At 70.5% G+C, this 16065-nt stretch carries 18 protein-coding genes; 8 read left to right on the forward strand and 10 right to left on the reverse strand.

Features of this window, described 5'->3' with window-relative positions:
- Positions 1 to 120 precede the first annotated feature (120 nt).
- Complete coding sequence (locus JNK30_RS17280; protein WP_367118762.1) at positions 121 to 2949, reverse strand: TonB-dependent receptor; 2829 nt, start codon at positions 2947 to 2949, stop codon at positions 121 to 123.
- 263 nt (positions 2950 to 3212) lie between these two features.
- Here JNK30_RS17280 and queC point away from each other — a divergent pair, with 263 nt between their 5' ends.
- The 3 genes from queC to JNK30_RS17295 are packed head-to-tail and all read left to right on the forward strand — an operon-like array spanning position 3213 to position 4968.
- Positions 3213 to 3938, forward strand: coding sequence for a 7-cyano-7-deazaguanine synthase QueC (gene queC / locus JNK30_RS17285; protein ID WP_293484064.1), 726 nt, complete (start codon positions 3213 to 3215; stop codon positions 3936 to 3938).
- Positions 3935 to 4567, forward strand: coding sequence for a 7-carboxy-7-deazaguanine synthase (gene queE / locus JNK30_RS17290; RefSeq protein WP_293484065.1), 633 nt, complete (start codon positions 3935 to 3937; stop codon positions 4565 to 4567). The genes queC and queE overlap by 4 nt, the downstream gene beginning before the upstream one ends.
- A 29-nt stretch (positions 4568 to 4596) precedes the next feature.
- Entirely contained in the window at positions 4597 to 4968 is a 372-nt protein-coding gene (locus tag JNK30_RS17295) for a 6-carboxytetrahydropterin synthase (protein ID WP_293484067.1), read from the forward strand.
- On the opposite strand, the gene JNK30_RS17300 is transcribed toward JNK30_RS17295, so the two are convergent.
- From JNK30_RS17300 to JNK30_RS17320, 5 genes are all read right to left on the reverse strand, one after another.
- Complete coding sequence (locus JNK30_RS17300; RefSeq protein WP_293484069.1) at positions 4965 to 5465, reverse strand: response regulator; 501 nt, start codon at positions 5463 to 5465, stop codon at positions 4965 to 4967. The genes JNK30_RS17295 and JNK30_RS17300 overlap by 4 nt on opposite strands.
- Positions 5466 to 5636: 171 nt before the next feature.
- A complete protein-coding gene (gene aroC, locus JNK30_RS17305; RefSeq protein ID WP_293484071.1) occupies positions 5637 to 6755 on the reverse strand; it encodes a chorismate synthase in 1119 nt (372 codons plus the stop codon).
- A 45-nt stretch (positions 6756 to 6800) separates the two neighbouring features.
- Entirely contained in the window at positions 6801 to 6956 is a 156-nt protein-coding gene (locus JNK30_RS17310) for a hypothetical protein (RefSeq protein WP_293484073.1), read from the reverse strand.
- 149 nt (positions 6957 to 7105) lie between these two features.
- A complete protein-coding gene (locus JNK30_RS17315) occupies positions 7106 to 8038 on the reverse strand; it encodes an SDR family NAD(P)-dependent oxidoreductase (RefSeq protein ID WP_293484075.1) in 933 nt (310 codons plus the stop codon).
- A gap of 33 nt (positions 8039 to 8071) precedes the next feature.
- Positions 8072 to 9328: an MFS transporter gene (locus JNK30_RS17320; protein WP_293484077.1), complete on the reverse strand. Its 1257-nt coding sequence runs from the start codon at positions 9326 to 9328 to the stop codon at positions 8072 to 8074.
- A gap of 212 nt (positions 9329 to 9540) precedes the next feature.
- Between JNK30_RS17320 and JNK30_RS17325 the strand changes: the two genes are divergently transcribed.
- From JNK30_RS17325 to JNK30_RS17345, 5 genes are read left to right on the forward strand one after another with little or no spacing between them, the layout of a single operon-like run.
- Complete coding sequence (locus JNK30_RS17325; protein WP_293484078.1) at positions 9541 to 10059, forward strand: GNAT family N-acetyltransferase; 519 nt, start codon at positions 9541 to 9543, stop codon at positions 10057 to 10059.
- 31 nt (positions 10060 to 10090) lie between these two features.
- Positions 10091 to 10645, forward strand: coding sequence for a DUF1285 domain-containing protein (locus tag JNK30_RS17330; protein ID WP_293484080.1), 555 nt, complete (start codon positions 10091 to 10093; stop codon positions 10643 to 10645).
- Positions 10642 to 11295 (forward strand): CoA pyrophosphatase, encoded by a 654-nt coding sequence (locus JNK30_RS17335; protein WP_293484082.1) that lies wholly within the window; start codon positions 10642 to 10644, stop codon positions 11293 to 11295. The genes JNK30_RS17330 and JNK30_RS17335 overlap by 4 nt, the downstream gene beginning before the upstream one ends.
- Positions 11296 to 11306: 11 nt before the next feature.
- Entirely contained in the window at positions 11307 to 12557 is a 1251-nt protein-coding gene (locus JNK30_RS17340) for a CCA tRNA nucleotidyltransferase (protein WP_293484084.1), read from the forward strand.
- Positions 12557 to 13252: a type 1 glutamine amidotransferase gene (locus JNK30_RS17345; RefSeq protein WP_293484086.1), complete on the forward strand. Its 696-nt coding sequence runs from the start codon at positions 12557 to 12559 to the stop codon at positions 13250 to 13252. The genes JNK30_RS17340 and JNK30_RS17345 overlap by 1 nt, the downstream gene beginning before the upstream one ends.
- Here JNK30_RS17345 and JNK30_RS17350 read toward each other — a convergent pair.
- From JNK30_RS17350 to JNK30_RS17365, 4 genes are read right to left on the reverse strand one after another with little or no spacing between them, the layout of a single operon-like run.
- On the reverse strand, positions 13249 to 13851 hold the full coding sequence (locus JNK30_RS17350) for a GNAT family N-acetyltransferase (RefSeq protein ID WP_293484088.1): 603 nt from the start codon (positions 13849 to 13851) through the stop codon (positions 13249 to 13251). The two genes, JNK30_RS17345 and JNK30_RS17350, sit on opposite strands and share 4 nt — an antisense overlap.
- A complete protein-coding gene (locus JNK30_RS17355) occupies positions 13848 to 14678 on the reverse strand; it encodes a polysaccharide deacetylase family protein (protein ID WP_293484090.1) in 831 nt (276 codons plus the stop codon). The genes JNK30_RS17350 and JNK30_RS17355 overlap by 4 nt, the downstream gene beginning before the upstream one ends.
- A gap of 2 nt (positions 14679 to 14680) precedes the next feature.
- Positions 14681 to 15565 (reverse strand): oxygen-dependent coproporphyrinogen oxidase, encoded by an 885-nt coding sequence (gene hemF / locus JNK30_RS17360; protein ID WP_293484092.1) that lies wholly within the window; start codon positions 15563 to 15565, stop codon positions 14681 to 14683.
- The gene (locus JNK30_RS17365; RefSeq protein ID WP_293484139.1) at positions 15562 to 16041 is read right to left on the reverse strand and encodes a tRNA (cytidine(34)-2'-O)-methyltransferase; all 480 of its coding nucleotides are present in this window, start codon (positions 16039 to 16041) and stop codon (positions 15562 to 15564) included. The genes hemF and JNK30_RS17365 overlap by 4 nt, the downstream gene beginning before the upstream one ends.
- Between the last annotated feature and the right edge of the window lie 24 nt (positions 16042 to 16065).

The raw sequence follows: 16065 nt of genomic DNA on the forward strand, positions 1-16065 counted from the left end.
TAAGGGCGCCGGGCCGCAGAAACTGGCGGAGCCCGTGCTGCGCCTGCCCTCGCACAAGGAAGGGGCGGCGGATCGCTCCGCCGCCCCCGACAAGGCATTCCCTGGGAGTTGCGCCGGGTCCTACCAGCGCTTGGTGACCGAGACGCCGTAGGTGCGCGGTTCGGTGTAGAACACGTTCCGGAACAGGCCGGAGCTGTCGTCCGTCAGATAGAAGTCGGTGATCGCCTTCTCGTTGGTGGCGTTCTTGATGAAGCCGCCGACCTCGACGCCCAGGTCACGGTTCTCCACCGTGAGCGTCAGGTTCACGTTATCCCAGCCTTTGATCCGATCGGCGTCGGAGTTGTAGATCCGGGCGAAGGTCTTGGTCTGGCGGTAGTAGTCGCCACGCAGCGTCGCGTCCCACTCTCCGAAGGTCCAGGTGTACTGGGCCCCCAGCGAGATGGTCCACTTCGGCGCGTTCGGCAGGTCGTTGCCCGAGAGATCGACCGGGACGCCTTCCGAGAGCAGGCCGCCGAACACGTTGGTGCCCGCCGCGAGCGCGCCGGTGCCCAGGATGTTCGTCCCGAAGCCCGCCGCCGTGGTCGGGGTGCACACGCCGAGCAGGTTGAACGGATTGGCGGCGATGCCGGGCACGAGACCGCTGGAGATCGCCAGCGCCTGGGCCGCATGCGCCGTCGAGACGACGCAGTTGGAGGCGCTGCCCGACTTGATCAGCGTCAGCAGGGGGTTGCCCTGCGTCCGGTTGAACGTGTCGATCGACGTCGCGTTCTTGATCTTGGTGTCGAGGTAGCCGAGGGCGACGTTCAGGCGGAGGCCATCGATCGGCTGCCAGATCGACTCGAGTTCGAGGCCCATGTTGCGGGCGTCGATGTTCTCGTTGATCGAGGTCCGGTTGATGATCTTCGAAACCTGGTAGCCCTTGTAGTCGTAGTAGAAGCCCGTGAGGTTCAGCTGCATCGTGCCGTCGAGCAGCGTGTTCTTCGTGCCGATCTCGTAGGCGTTGATGAACTCGGGCTCGAACGTCGGCGACTGCGGAACCGTGCCGATGCCGGGGCTGAACGGCGGGTTCAGGCCGCCGCCCTTGTAGCCGCGCGAGTAGAAGGCATAGACCAGGGTGTCGTTGGTGAAGTCGAGGTCCGGCTTCCAGTCGAACCCGAAGCGGCCCGTGGGCTCCTTGAACTTCGCCTTCAGGTTCGCCGGCTGACCGGGCGCAGGCCCGCCGATGCCGACGCCGGGCGTCCCCAGGACGACGCCGTGGTTCTCGACGTCCTTCTTGTCCACCGTGTAGCGCAGGCCGAGCGTCCATTTGAACGTGTCGGTCATCTGCCAGTAGAACTCGCCGAACGCGGCGTAGCTGGTCAGGTCGTACGGGCCGTAGCTGTCATAGTAGTTGTGGCCCGAACGGTTCGGATCGACGTTCGGGTCGATGCTCACGCAGGGGGCCGCGCCGACGCAGTTGGCGTTGCCGGTCGTGAGCAGGTTGTTCAACTGGTAGAAGCCGGTGCCCGTGTTGAACATCACGTAGTAGTCGCCGGTCGCCTGGTAGCGCAGCATGAAGACGCCGACGTTGAAGTTGAACGGCCCGTCGAAGTCGGACTGCAGCCGGACCTCGTGGCTCCAGTTCTCGGTGTAGGCCGACGAGATGTCGCTGGTGGTGAACCGGTTGAAGGGACCGTTCTGCGGGTCGCGGATGACGCCGCCGGGGAACAGGCCGGCATAGATCGAAGCGAAGCCCGGGACCGCCGCGAACGCGTTCACGGGGTTCGGCGTGGTGTTGAACGGCACGCTGGGCGTGTAGCGGTTGTAGTCCTGCCGCGTGTACAGCTTGTAGAACGTGTAGCTGGTGAGCCAGTTCAGGGTCAGGTTGTCGGCGACGTCGAACTGCGCGTTGAACTGGTAGATGTCGGTCTTCGACTTGTAGATCGGATCGAAGGTCGACTCGATGTCGCGGATGTTCGGCGTCTGGATCTTGCCGGCGTAGGCGTCACCCGTCTGGAAACCGCCCAGCGCGCCGAACAGGCCGCCCAGCGTCGCCTGGGAGTTCACGGTGCCGAGGGCGTTGGCCGAATAGAGCGAGGTGGGCGAGCAGCCCTGGCTGAACAGGCCGCGCTGGATCTGCGCGATCACCGGCACCGCCGAGAAGCCCAGGCCGCCGACGCTGGCCGGGCCCACGTCCTTCGTGCAGTACTGCTTGCCGATGCGCGAGCGGTTGTCGTCTTCCTCGAAGTGGTCCCAGACGCCCCAGGCGCGGAAGCGGTCGCTCGGCTTGAACGACAGCGAAGCCCGCACCCCGTAGAGGTCGCGGTCGTCGGCGTCGTTGCCGGTCACCAGGTTCTCGCCGAAGCCGTCGCGCTTCAGGTAGTTGCCCGCCAGGCGCGCGGCGAACATGTCGCCCAGGGGGATGTTGATCATCCCGCGGACCTTGATCGAGTTGTAGTTGCCGTACTCGCCGCGAACGTTGCCTTCGAAGACGTCCGTGGGCTTGGCGGTGATCAGGTTGACCACGCCGCCGGTGGCGTTACGGCCGTAGAGGGTGCCCTGCGGGCCCCGCAGGACTTCGACGCGCTCGACGTCGTAGAACTCGGTCTCGAACAGGTTGTTCGCGATCAGCGGGGCGTTGTTCAGGTGAATGCCGGTGCCGGCGTCGCCCGAGCCCGCCACCAGCTTCGAGCCGATGCCGCGGATCTGGAAGTTGTAGCCCGTGAAGTTCCCCTTGGAGAAGTTCACGTTCGGCACCGCGAGCACGAGGTTCGGGCCGCCGTCGATCTTGGACTTCTCGAGGGCGTTCTGGTCGAACGCGGAAACCGCGATCGGCACGTCCTGGAGGGCTTCCTCCTTCTTCTGCGCCGTGACGACGAGTTCCTCGATCACGTTCGAGCCGGCGGTCTGCGACCAGGCCGGACCGGCAAACGCAGTGAGGGCCGCGGCGGAAACGCCAACAGCCAGCAAGCTCCGAAGAGCGCGAGATTCTGACATCCTGTTCTCCCAGGGCGTCCAGGCTCTTGTCAGCGGCCCGTGATCGCCGATACGCCGCCATAGCGGACGCCGACGGGGTGGCGGCGCGCCCCCCAATCGGCGCGGCCAAGCTCGCGATGCGACGGTGTTATGTCAACGGACGCCTTGCCCGGTAAGGGATTGCGTTGCGGAGGTGTGGCGCCGCGGACACCCAAGTTTCCTTAGCGTCGCTTCCCTGCGAAGGCCGAAAGCGCCATATGGCGCCCATGAACGACGGCGCGCTCGTGCTCTTCTCCGGCGGCCAGGACTCCACGGCGTGCCTCGCGTGGGCCCTGAGCCGGTTCGCGCGCGTCGAGACGGTGGGATTCGACTACGGGCAGCGGCACGCGGTCGAGCTGGAGGCGCGCCGGGCGGTGCGCGAGCGTCTCGCGCGCGAGTTCCCCGCATGGGGGCCGCGCCTGGGCGACGACCACATGATCGACATCCGCAGCTTCGGGGCGTTGTCCGACACCGCGATGACGACGGAGCGCGAGATCGCGATCACCGAGAAGGGCCTGCCCTCCACCTTCGTGCCCGGCCGCAACCTGGTGTTCCTGACCTACGCGGCCGCGCTCGCCGACCGCCGCGGACTTGGCCGGCTGGTCGGCGGCATGTGCGAAACCGACTACTCCGGCTATCCCGACTGCCGCCGCGATACGCTCGACGCCCTGGAGCAGGCGTTGAACCTGGGCATGGCGCAGGACTTCCGGATCGAGACGCCGCTGATGCGCCTCACCAAGGCGGAAACCTGGGCGCTGGCGAAGGGACTGGGCGGGGAGCCGCTCGTGGCCCTGACCGTCGAGGAGAGCCACACCTGCTACCTCGGGGAGCGCGGGGAGCTGCACCCGTGGGGCTTCGGCTGCGGCGCCTGTCCGGCGTGCGAGCTCCGTCGCACCGGCTTCGAGGCCTGGGTCGCCGACGGACGTCCGGCGCTCGAGCCATGAGCTACGCCGTGAAGGAGATCTTCCTGACGCTCCAGGGCGAGGGCGGTCAGGCGGGCCGGCCGGCGGTGTTCTGCCGGTTTGCGGGATGCAACCTCTGGAGCGGGCTGGAACGCGATCGCGCTTCGGCCGTGTGCGCCTTCTGCGACACCGACTTCGTGGGGATGGACGGGCCGGGCGGGGGACGTTTCGCCGACGCCGCGGCCCTGGCGGCCGCCATCGAGGCGGCCTGGGCGGCCGGGCCCGAGTCGCGGCTGACGGTGCTCACCGGCGGCGAGCCCCTGCTGCAGGTCGACGCCGCCCTGATCGACGCGCTGCACGCGCGGGGATTCTCGATCGCGCTGGAGACCAATGGGACCCTGCCAGCGCCGCCGGGCATCGACTGGATCTGCGTCAGCCCGAAGGCCGACGCGCCGCTGGCGCAGACCTCGGGCCAGGAGCTGAAGCTGGTCTTCCCGCAGGCGACGGCCTCGCCCGAACGCTTCGAGCACCTGGATTTCGAGCGGTTCCTGCTGCAGCCGATGGACGGCCCGGATCGCGAAGCCAACACCCGCGCCGCCATAGACTATTGCCTCGCCCACCCTCGGTGGCGTTTAAGCGTGCAAACCCACAAGTACCTCGGCATCGCCTGAGGCCCGACCCGCCTCGGCGACCATCCGCTATGAACCAGCCCACGTTCGAGATCACCAAGGCCGCGACCTTCGATGCGGCCCACTACCTGGCCGAGGGGCCGAAGCACCGTCCCTACACCAATCTGCACGGCCACTCGTTCCGCGTGGAAGCCACCGTCAGCGGGCCCGCGCAGGAACCGGTGGGCTGGGTGGCCGACCTGGCCGACCTCGAGGCTGCGCTCAAGGGCGTCGCCGGCGAACTCGACCACGGCTTGCTGAACGAGAAGCCGGGCCTGGAGCGGCCGACGCTCGAGCACCTCTGCGTCTACTTCGCCCAGCGGCTGAGGCCGCAGTTCCCGGGGCTGTCGCGCATCGTGGTGTCGCGTCCCACGATCGGCGAGAGCTGCGCGCTCGCGCTCTAGCCTGTCTTCTGCTTGGCGTCGTCCGACCGGCGCAGGGGGCCCTTGTAGTCCGGATCGCTGCGGCGCCGCCGGTCGGGACCGAAATAGTCGTCGGTGCGCACGAAGGGCCGGGGCTTCTCGATCGCGTTGTGCAGCCGCTCGACGACCCCGCGCGCGGTGAGCGGCTTGGCGAGGAACTCGTTCACGCCGGCGTCGCGCGCCTCGTTGACCCGCTGCAGGGTCGAGTGCCCGGTGATCATGATCACCGGCGCCATCTGGTTGGGGCTGTCCGGCGAATTGCGCAGCAGCCGCACGAAGTCGATTCCGTCCAGCGGCTGCATCGAAAGATCGGTCATCACGAGATCGATCGGGTGGTCCCGCATCATCTGCAGGCCTTCCGCGCCGTCGTTGGCCTCGCGGATATGGGTGATGCCCAGCGCGCGCAGAATCTCGGCAAGGAGAATGCGCATGTAGTGGTTGTCGTCCACCAGCAGGATTCTGAGGAGGTCGTAACGCACGCGGCTCCCTGCCGGCTGGGGTACTGGCGCTTCGAGGCCGTCAACCGTGAAGCAGTGCGCTGGAATAGGATAGCCACATACGACCGGTCAACGATGATATCGTCGGTATCCGAGCCGCTTTTGGATGCAGGATCAGCGACTTACCCCTCCTGGTAGTCGCCATGGGGCGGTTCAACCGCCGGGGGCTGCCAAGGGATGGGCCGCGCCGCCGGTCTGGGCCCGGTGCCGGAGGAACGCGTCCGCCAGCACGCAGGCGACCATGGCCTCGACCACCGGCACCGCGCGCAGGCCGACACAGGGATCGTGGCGGCCCTTGGTCCGCAGCTCGATCTCCTCGCCGGCTTCGTTCAGCGTCCGGCGGGGCGTGAGGATGGACGAGGTCGGCTTGAACGCGACGCGGGCGGTGATCGCCTGGCCGGTCGAGATGCCTCCCAGCACGCCGCCGGCATGGTTCGAGAGGAACAGCTGGCCGTCGTTGCCCATCCGCATCTCGTCCGCGTTCTCCTCGCCCGTGAGCGCCGCAGCGGCGAACCCGGCCCCGATCTCCACGCCCTTGGCGGCGTTGATCGACATCAGGGCCGCCGCGAGTTCCGCGTCGAGCTTGCCGTAGAGCGGCGCGCCCCAGCCGGCCGGCGCGCCAACCGCCTCGACCGCGACCACGGCCCCGGTCGAGGAGCCCGCCTTCCGGATCTTCTCCAGATGCTCCTCCCACACAGGGACGATGTCGGGATCGGGCGCCCAGAAGGGGTTGTCGCCGGTGACGCCGTAGTCGATGCGCCCGGGGTCGACGGCGTGCGGGCCGATCTGCACCACCGCGCCGCGGATCGTGACGCCGTCCAGGATCTTGCGGGCGACCGCGCCGGCGGCCACGCGCGCCGCCGTCTCGCGGGCCGACTGCCGGCCCCCGCCCCGGTAGTCCCGCACGCCGTACTTCGCAAAGTAGGCGTAGTCGGCGTGGCCGGGGCGGAACGCCTGGGCGATCTCGGAGTAGTCGCGCGAACGCTGGTCCACGTTCTCGATGATCATGGAGATCGGCGTGCCGGTCGTGACGGGCCCCGGGGTCCGATCGTCGCCGAACACGCCCGACAGGATGCGCACCGCGTCCGGCTCCTGCCGCTGGGTCACGAACTTGCCCTGGCCGGGCCGCCGGCGGTCCAGCCAGGGCTGGATGTCGGCCTCGGTCAGCGGGATGCCGGGCGGGCAGCCGTCGACCACGCAGCCCAGGGCCGGTCCGTGGCTCTCGCCCCAGGTGGTCACGCGGAACAGGTGGCCGAAGGTGTTGTGGCTCATGGCGCAGGCTAGATAGCCGACCCGCGCGGCCTCACCAAACCCCGCTCAGACGCGCAGGTCGATGAAGGCGCCCACGGCCCGGACCTCGGCGCGCGCCTGGTTGCCGAGGGCGAGGTCGCGGCGGGCCGCTTCGACCCGCATCTGCGTCTCGGCCTGGATGCGGTCCTGCGAGCCCATGCGGAACAGGGCGAGCTCGTCCATCCGCGGCGGCGGAGCCGCGTTGCGGAGCGTTGCGCCAATCTGGGACAGGCCGAGCGTCATCGTCCCGCCCGTCGCAAGCCGGGCGCCAAACGCGAAAACGGCGGCGGACCGGAGTCCGCCGCCGCTCGTCCGTCAGCGCGCCGGCGCCGTCAGGCCGGCTGCTTCTGCTGCTGGTTCTGGTTGCCGGGCAGCGGGCCCCGGTTCAGGTCGAAGAACTTGGGCGCCATCTGCGGCACGGCCTCGTCCAGGATCGACTGCACCGTCCAGCCCTCTTCCTTGGTGCAGGTCTCGATCGGCCGCGGCTGGCTGTAGAGGATGATGTTCTCGCCCGAGGAGCCGAAGATCTGGCCGCTGACGTGCGCCGCCGCCGGGGCGACCATGGCCACCGAGAAGCGGGCCGGCTGGTCGGGGCGGATCTTCTCGGCCATCACGGCCCGGCGGGCCGCCGCGGCCTCGTCCTTCACGGGCACCGACTGGGTCATGCGCGTCCAGGCGACGGGGGCCAGGCAGTTGGAGCGCACGTTGTTGCGGGCGCCTTCCATGGCGATGATCCGCGACAGGCCCGCGATGCCCATCTTCGCCGCGCCGTAGTTCGCCTGGCCGATGTTGCCGAACAGGCCGGACGTGGACGTGAAGAACATGTAGGCGCCGTCGTTCTGATCGCGGAAGTGTTCGATCGTGGCGCGCGCCACATTGAACGACCCGCGCATGTGCACGGCGATGACGGCGTCCCACTCGGCCTCGGTCATCTTGTGGAACATCACGTCGCGCAGGATGCCGGCGGGGTTGATGACCGCGTGCAGGCCGCCGAATTCCTTCTTCGCCAGTTCGAGCATGCCGTAGCAGGCGTCGAGGTCGGTGACGCTGTCGGAGTTCGAGACCGCCTGGCCGCCGGCGGCGCGGATCTCGGCGGCGACCGCCTCGGCCGGGCCCGCGGAGCCCTCGTCCTCGCCCTTCAGTCCGCCGCCCAGGTCGTTGACCACGACCATGGCGCCTTCCTGCGCCGCGATCAGCGCGCAATCGCGCCCGATGCCGTTGCCGCCGCCCGTGACCAGGACGACGCGTCCGTCCAATGCGCCCATGACCGAAAATCCTCCCGAATGAATGGGAGACCTCTATTCGAGGCGGTCGGCCCGGCGCAAGTCGGGGAAGAGGCGAGCCCACAGGGCGGTGACGGCCATGGCCCCCACGCCTCCGAACACCGCCGCGCCGACCGGTCCCAGGAACCGCGCCACGACGCCGCTCTCGAACTCCCCTAGCTCGTTCGAGGCGCCGATGAACACCGACGACACCGAGGCGACGCGGCCGCGCATGTGGTCCGGCGTCACGAGCTGGACCAGGGTCTGGCGCACGAAGACCGACAGCATGTCGGCCCCGCCGAGGACTGCGAGCGCCACGACGGAGAGCCAGAGGGACTTCGAGAGGCCGAACACGACCGTCGCCGCGCCGAACACGGCCACGCCCAGGAACATCAGCGGGCCCGCGTGCCGCCGGATGGGGTTGGCCGCCAGGTAGAGCGCGACGATTGTGGCGCCTATGGCGGGGCCGGCGCGCAGGATGCCGAACCCTTCCGGTCCCACGTGCAGCACGTCGCGCGCGAAGACCGGCAGCAGGGCCGTGGCGCCGCCCAGCAGCACGGCGAAGAGGTCGAGCGAGATCGCGCCGAAGACGATCTTCTGCCGCCACACATAGGCCAGCCCCTCCTTCATCAGCTGCCACCGCGAGCCGGGATTGGCGTCCGGCTTGGCGTTGCCGCGGATGGACAGCACGAACATCGCCGACAGGCCGTAGAGCGCGAAGGTGGTGAAGTAGGCGGTCTCCGCCGAGCGCGCGACGAGCAGGCCGGCGGCGGCGGGGCCGGCGATCGAGGCCGTCTGCCAGGCCAGCGAGTTCCAGGCGATCGCCCGCGGCAGAAGCTTGCGCGGCACCAGCATCGGGCCCAGCGCGGTGTTCGCCGGCGCGAAGAACGCCCGGGCGGCCCCGAACAGCACGGCGATCACCAGCAGCAGGGCGGGCGAGGCGAGCCCGTTGACGGTGGCCAGCGCGAGCGCCAGCACGCTCGCGATCTCGCCCGTCAGGCAGATCAGCAGCACCTTCTTGCGGTCATAGCGGTCGGCGGCCTCGCCGGCCGGCAGCGTCAGGAGGAAGACCGGGATGAAGGCCGCCAGCCCGATCATCCCCACCAGGAAGGCGCTCTCCTCCACCGAGCGGGTCTCGCGGGCGATGGCGTACATCTGCCAGCCCATGGCCACGCTCTGGATCTGGGCGGCGAAGCTGCCCGTCCAGCGCGAGCCCCAGAACACGAGGTAGTCGCGCTCCTTGAGCAGGGCGCGGGCGGAGGGGACAGGCTCGTCGGCGGGGGTGTCGGACATCGCGGGCGTGACGGACCCTGCCGTGCGCCGCCCGCCCCCGCAATCCAATTGACGGGCGGGGCGCAAGGCCCTATCTGCGCGCTCCCAACTGGGCCCCCTCGGGGCCTGCGGCCCGGAGGGCCCTCGAATGCGACGACGTCCGCTGGCCTGAGGCCACCCGAACCTGCCGGGCGGGAACCCGCCCCACCGTCGCCGCCTTCTTCGAGCCTGCCATGTCTCTCCAGCCCTGCCGGCCGCCGCCGGCGCTCATCCTCGTCAACGAAGCCCCCGCCCACGGCGCCGAGATCGAGGCGCTGCTCGACCGCGCCTTCGGGCCCGGCCGTTTTGCGAAGGCCTCGGAACGCGTCCGCGAGTTCGCCGAGTTCGCGCCCGAACTCTCCTTCTGCGCCCTGGAAGGCGGCAAGGTCGCGGGCGTGGTGCGGATGTGGCGCGTCGCCGTCGGCGACCAGCCGATCGTCTTCCTCGGCCCCCTGGCGGTGGAGGAGAGCGAGCGCCGCTCCGGTCTGGGCGCCATGCTCGTCGAACGCGCGTGCGAGGCCAGCCGGGCCGCCGGAGAGGCGGCCGTCGTCCTGGTGGGGGACCTGCCGTACTTCCAGCGGGTCGGGTTCGAGGTCGCGCCCGGCGTCGATCTGCCGGGGCCGGTCGACCCGAAGCGGGTGCTCAGCCGCAGGTTCTCGGACGTCGCGCTGGCGGGCATGGTCCGTCCCCGCACCAGATCCTTGCGCGCTTGAGACGACTCCCGCCGCCCCCTACCTTCGGCGGGTGACGAACGATCCGAAGCCCGCGCTCGACGCGATCGCCCAGGCCGCCAGGCAGGCTCCTGGCCGCGGCCTGCCGCCCGTGCACCTGTGGAATCCGGCGCATTCGGGCGAGATCGACATCGTCATCAAGAGCGACGGACGCTGGGTCCACGAAGGCGCCGTGATCTCGCGCGAAGCGCTGGTTCGGCTCTTCTCGACCGTCCTGCGGAAGGACCCCGACGGCTACTGGCTGGTCACGCCGGTCGAGAAGATGCGCGTGACCGTCGAGGACGCTCCGTTCGTCGCGGTCCGCGTCGACCGCGAGGGCGACGCGCTGACGTTCACGACCAACGTGGGCGACGTGGTCGAGGCGGGCCCCGAGAATCCCCTGCGGGTCGAGACGGCCGCGGACGGCGAGCCCCGGCCGTACGTCCACGTGCGCCGCGGACTAGAAGCGCTGGTCACCCGCCCCGTGTTCTACGAACTCGTCGAGATGGCGCAGGAACGCGAGACGCCCCAGGGGCCGGTGCTCGAGGTCGCGTCGAACGGGGCCAGCTTCGCGCTGGGGCGCGCATGAACGCCCACGCGCCGGTCCACGAACTCAGCGACTGGCTCGCCCAGCACCTCGATCCGCTGCACGACCACGCGGTGGAGGGCGGCCCGCTCCGGTCGGACTTCGACCTCAGCCCCGGCGGCTGGTCGGACATGCCGCTCGAGGAGCTGAAGCCGGCCGCGGTGCTGATCGGACTGGTGCAGCGGGAGGCCGGCGTGAACGTCCTGCTCACCCGTCGGGCCGACACCCTGCGCCGCCACACGGGACAGGTCGCGCTGCCGGGCGGCCGGCGCGATCCCGGCGAGACTCACGTCCAGACGGCGCTGCGCGAGGCTCACGAGGAAGTCGGCCTGGAACCGCGGTTCGTGAGCCCCCTGGGGCTCTCCACGCCCTACCAGACCGGCACGGGCTACCTCATCACGCCGGTGGTGGGACTGATCCGGCCGGGCTTCAGCCTCGCCGCCAACCCGGCCGAGGTGGCGCACATCTTCGAGACGCCGTTCGCCTACCTCATGGACATGGCGAACTACGAGGAGCACGAGCGCGAACTGCCCACGGGCGAGAAGCGCCGCTTCTACGCCACCACGCACGCGGAGCAGTACATCTGGGGGGCCACGGCCGGGATCCTGCGGGCGCTCTACGAGCGGCTGTACGGCGCGGCGATGGCGCAGTAGCGGACCAGGGCATGACGGAGAGCCTCGGCCAGCGCCCGTGGATGACCCTGCCGGCGACGGCGGCGGTGCTGGATGCGCTCGAAGCCGAGGGCGGCCTGGACTGCGCGCGGTTCGTCGGCGGCTGCGTCCGCAACACCATCGTCGGCCGGCCCGTCGACGACATCGACATCGCCACCACCCTGACGCCCGATCGCGTGATCCTGGCGCTCAAGGCGGCCCGCATCCGCGCCGTGCCCACCGGCATCGACCACGGCACCGTCACCGCGATCAGCGCCCACGTTCCGCACGAGATCACCACCCTGCGGCGCGATGTCTCCACCGACGGCCGCCGGGCCACCGTCGCCTTCACCACCGACTGGGCCGAGGACGCGCAGCGGCGCGACTTCACCCTCAACGCGCTCTACGCGCGCCGCGACGGGACGATCTTCGATCCCACGGGCCACGGCGTGGACGACGCCCGCGCCGGGCGCATCGTCTTCGTCGGCGATCCCGAACAGCGCCTGCGCGAGGATCACCTGCGCAACCTGCGCTTCTTCCGCTTCCATGCCTGGTTCGGGAAGGGCGATCCCGATCCGTCCGCGGCGGCCGCGTGCGCCAGGCTGCGGGACGGCATCGAAGGCCTGGCCGCCGAGCGCATCTCGAAGGAGCTGCTCAAGCTGCTGGCGGCCGACGATCCGCGCGACGCGGTGCGGCTCATGCACGAGACCGGCGTGCTGGAGGTGATCCTCAAGACGCCGGCGAACCTCGCCCGCTTCGAGGGCTTCGTCGCGGTGGAGACCGATCAGCTGTTCGAGTGCGAGCCGATCCTGCGGCTGGCCGCCCTGCTGCCGGACGACCAGGTGGCCGCCGGGCGCCTGGCGACCCGCCTGCGGCTTTCCAACGGCGACCGGGACCGCCTGGTGGCGGCCCTCGCCCCGACGCCGGCCCTGAAGAGCTGGATGAGCCCGCGCGAGATCCGCCGCGAGGTCTACAGGACCGGCGGCAAGACGCTGCGCGACCGGGCCAAGCTGGCCTGGGCGGCGGCGCCGGGGACGGCTGCGACGATGCAGTGGCGCGGCCTGATCGCCCTGGCCGAGGGCTGGACGCCGCCGCCGTTCCCGCTCACCGGCGCCGACGTCATGAAGGCCGGCGTGCCCAAGGGGCCGCTGGTCGGCCAGGTGCTGAAGGAGGTCGAGGACTGGTGGATCGACCATGACTTCCTCGACGACAAGTTCTCGGCCATCGAGAAGCTGAAGGCGGTCGCCCAGGGCATGGCCTACTGATGCGCATCGGCATCCTGAAGACCGGTCGCCCGCCGAAGCCGGCCATCCCGCGGTTCGGGACCTACCCGGACATGTTCATGAACCTACTGGGCCGCGACGCCTACGACTGGCGGGTCTACGCCGCCGACGAGGGCGAGTACCCGGACCGGCCCGACGCCTGCGACGCCTACATCGTCACCGGCTCCGCCGCCGGCGTGTACGAGGACGATCCCTGGATCGGCCAGCTGTTCGACTTCCTCCGCGCCGCGAAGGGGCGGGCCAAGCTGGTCGGCGTCTGCTTCGGCCACCAGGCCATGGCGCAGGCGTTCGGCGGCCAGGTGGTCAAGTCGCCCAAGGGCTGGGGCATCGGCGAGCATGCCTACGACATCGTCTCGCGCGAGCCCTGGATGGACGGCGCCGCCGCGATCCGCCTCCCGGCCTCGCATCAGGACCAGGTGGTGGAGGTCCCGCCCGGCGCGGAGGTGGTCGCCGCGAGCGCCTTCACGCCCATCGCCGCCCTGGCGTGGCGGGACCAGCCGGCGATCTCCATGCAGCCGCACCCCGAGTTCGATCCGGCCTACGCCGCCGCGCTCATCGAGGCGCGCCGGGGAAAGGTCTACGCCGACGACGAGGCCGATCGGGCGCTCGCGAGCCTCGGCCGCCCCGACGACCGCGCGCGGGTGGGCGGCTGGATCCGGGCGTTCCTGCTCGGCTAGGCTCCGATCACCATCCACACGACGCTGCGGGGCGGAACGCCGTCGAGCCGGCGGAAGCCGTAGACCTCGTAGAAGCGCTGGGCCCGCACGTTGGGCGCCTGGCAGCCCAGGTGGGCGCGCCCGCCGACGGTGTCCAGGAAGGCGTCCATCAGCCGCCGGCCCACGCCCTGGCCCTGCAGACGCGGCAGGAGGTCGATGTGCAGGTGCGCGGGCGCGAGGTCGACGACCGCCTGCGGGTTCGCCGGCGGATGATGGATGAGGTAGGCGTCCCACTGATCGCGGGTCCGTTCGCGCGGCGGGACGTGGGCGGCATCGGGGTAGCGGGCCCGGAGCGCCGGCCACCACTCGGCCTCGAGCCGGGCCTCGAAGGCGCGGGTGTCGGCGGTCCCGAGGATGTAGCCCGCCACGCCCGCCGCATCCTCGGCGACGAAGGCATGCCGGGGTTCCAGCACGCCGTAGGGCGCGGCGAAGATCTCCCCGATGATCCGACGATCGTCGTAGAGGTGCGTTCCGTCGGACCCGTTGTCGCCGGTCTTCAGGCAGATCTCGTAGAGCGCCGGCAGGTCGTCGGGGCGATAGGGCCGGATCTGCGTCATCATGCCGCCCGCATCAGGTCGCGCAGCGGGGCGAAGCTGATCAGCCGCGCGCCCGCCTGCGCGATGGCGTCACGATAGCCGGACGACAGCATCTCGGCGTAGTCGCCGGCGCGCTGGTCCGCCTCGCGCAGGTCGTACCCGCGCAGCTCGGGTCCATCCTCGGCCGGATGGAAGAACAGCTCGGTGACGCCCGGACGCAGCGCGGCCATCCGCTGGGCGAAGGTCCCCCGTTCGCGGCCCCACAGATCGACGAGCGAATCCGGAAAGACCACGCCCGCCTCGGCCGCGCGGTCGCGGGTGTCGAGTCCGTAGAGCGCCGCGCCCCGCGCGCCGATCATCCGCACCGGCAGCCGGTAGGCCTGCGCGAGCTCCAGGTAGAGCGCCGCGTAGCGGGGCTCGAGCTGCATCGTCCCCATGTGCGCGTCGAGGTGCGTCACGTCGACGCCCCAGGCGAGGGCCTGCTCGATCTGGGCGCGGCATTCGGCCCGCACGTCGTCCAGTCGGGCGTTGGCCCACACCTCCTGGATCGTCGCGGGCAGGAAGCCCTGCGAGTCGTGGAGCGAAGCCGCCCCGGTCAGGGCGCGCCATCGGTAGGCCGGGTACTCGCAGGTCAGGGTCAGGTGCACGCCGATCCCGCCGTCCCGGGCGCGCGCCACGCCGTCCAGCGCCCAGGGGCAGGGGACCATCAGGGTGGCGCTGGTCGCCAGGCCGCGGCCGACCACGTCGCCGATCGCGCGGTTGGCGGACGCCGAACTGCCCAGGTCGTCGCAGTTGACGATCAGCAGCTTCTCGTCCGGCCGGCAGCCCAGACGCTCGGCGAGGCTGGCCAAGGTCAGGGCCAGGCCACGCGCGGCGGCATGGACGACAGGATCGTCTCGATGTTGCCGCCGGCCTTCAGGCCGAACATGGTCCCGCGGTCGTAGAGCAGATTGAACTCCACATAGCGGCCACGGCGGACCATCTGCTGCAGGCGCTCGTCCTCGCCCCAGGGCTTCGACATCTGGCCGCGGACGATCTTCGGATAGACGTCCAGGAACGCCTCGCCGACCGCGCGGGTGAAGGCGAAGTCCTTCTCGAAGTCGCCGCTGTTGTGCCGGTCGTAGAAGATGCCGCCGATCCCGCGCATCTCGCCCCGGTGCGGCAGGTAGAAGTACTCGTCGCACCAGGCCTTGTACTTCGGGTACCACTCGGGGTCGTAGGGATCGCACGCCGACTGCATGGCCGCGTGGAACAGCCTGGTGTCGTCGGCGTCCTGGCTGCGCTGGACGTCCAGCATGGGCGTCAGGTCGGCGCCGCCGCCGAACCAGCTCTCCGCGGTCGAGAGGAACCGGGTGTTCATGTGCACCGTGGGGACCCACGGGTTCAGCGGGTGGATGATCAGGCTGATGCTGGCCGAGACGTAGGACGGGTCCTTGTCGGCGCCCGGCATCTGGGCGGCCATCTCGGGCGAGAACCGGGCCGTCGCCGCCGAGGTGTGGATCCCGGCCTTCTCGATCAGGCGGCCGCGCAGAAAGCCGCCCGTGCCGCCGCCCACCCCCGTCTCGCGGGTCCAGGGCTTGTACTCGGCGCGGCCGGCGGGGCCGGGATAGAGTTCGGGCGGCGCCTCGTCCTCCAGGGCTTCCAGGGCGGCGAAGATCCGGCGCTGCAGCGACTCGAACCACGCCTGCGTGCGGCCGCGGCGTTCGAGGATCTCCGGGGGCAGGGTCGTGTCGGTCATGGGGCCTGTTCTGCGGCGGATGCGGCCGGGAAAGCCCTGATCTGCCTCAAGCCCTCGCCGAGCGCCAGCGCGGCGGCGGTCACCACGTTCAGCGAGCGGGCGCCCGGCGCGATCGGGATGCGCAGGCGCGCATCGGCCGCGACGTGCACATCCTCGGGGACGCCCGCGCTTTCGCGGCCGAAGAGCAGGATGTCCGACGCGGCGAAGGCGAAGTCGTGGAAGGGCTCGGCTGCGCGCGTGGTGAACAGCACCAACCGCCCCTGGCCCGCGGACGCGGCGCGGAAATCGGTCCAGCCGGCGTGCCGTTTCACCTGGGCGAGGGCGGCATAGTCCATCGCCGCGCGGCGTATCGCGGCGTCGCTGAGCGGGAAGCCGCAGGGCTCGATCACGTCGAGCGGAACGCCCAGGCAGGCCGTCAGGCGAAGGGCCGCGCCCAGGTTTTGCGGAATGTCCGGTTGAAAAAGCGCCAAACGCATTCTAAGGCCTCTCGCCATCGGGAG

Origin of the sequence: Phenylobacterium sp. (assembly GCF_016793225.1) — a bacterium.
Classification (GTDB): Bacteria; Pseudomonadota; Alphaproteobacteria; order Caulobacterales; family Caulobacteraceae; genus Phenylobacterium.